General features: G+C 55.7%; 1 protein-coding gene. It reads right to left on the bottom strand.

Annotated features, from left to right (window positions below; all coding sequences use genetic code 11):
* Nucleotides 1–262: hypothetical protein (locus tag LD028_RS09130; protein WP_237811629.1), on the bottom strand; the 262-nt coding region annotated here is incomplete at both ends.

Genomic DNA, 262 nt, shown 5'->3' with positions numbered 1-262 from the left:
GCCTTTGTAGTCGAGATAAATGACGTGCCGTTCTTGTTTTTCCCGCCAATCGGCCGCTTTCATCGCCATCTCGTCGTCTGGGGCGGCGGCGATCCATTCGGACTCCTTTTGTTCCGCCAGCCGCTCGAACGTCGCCCGGTATTCGGTCAAGTTGGACGACTCTTGGAAGAAGACGGTGTTCAGCCGCGCCAAAAGCGAGGAACGCGTCTCTTTTAACACTGCTTCATACCGTTGTTTCGCTTCTCTGGCCTGCTCCAAAAGC

Origin of the sequence: Anoxybacillus sp. LAT27 (assembly GCF_022030075.1) — a bacterium.
Classification (GTDB): domain Bacteria; phylum Bacillota; class Bacilli; order Bacillales; family Anoxybacillaceae; genus Anoxybacillus; species Anoxybacillus kestanbolensis.
The sequence above is the reverse complement of the archived record's forward strand: the minus strand, read 5'-3'. Positions and strand labels throughout refer to the sequence as shown.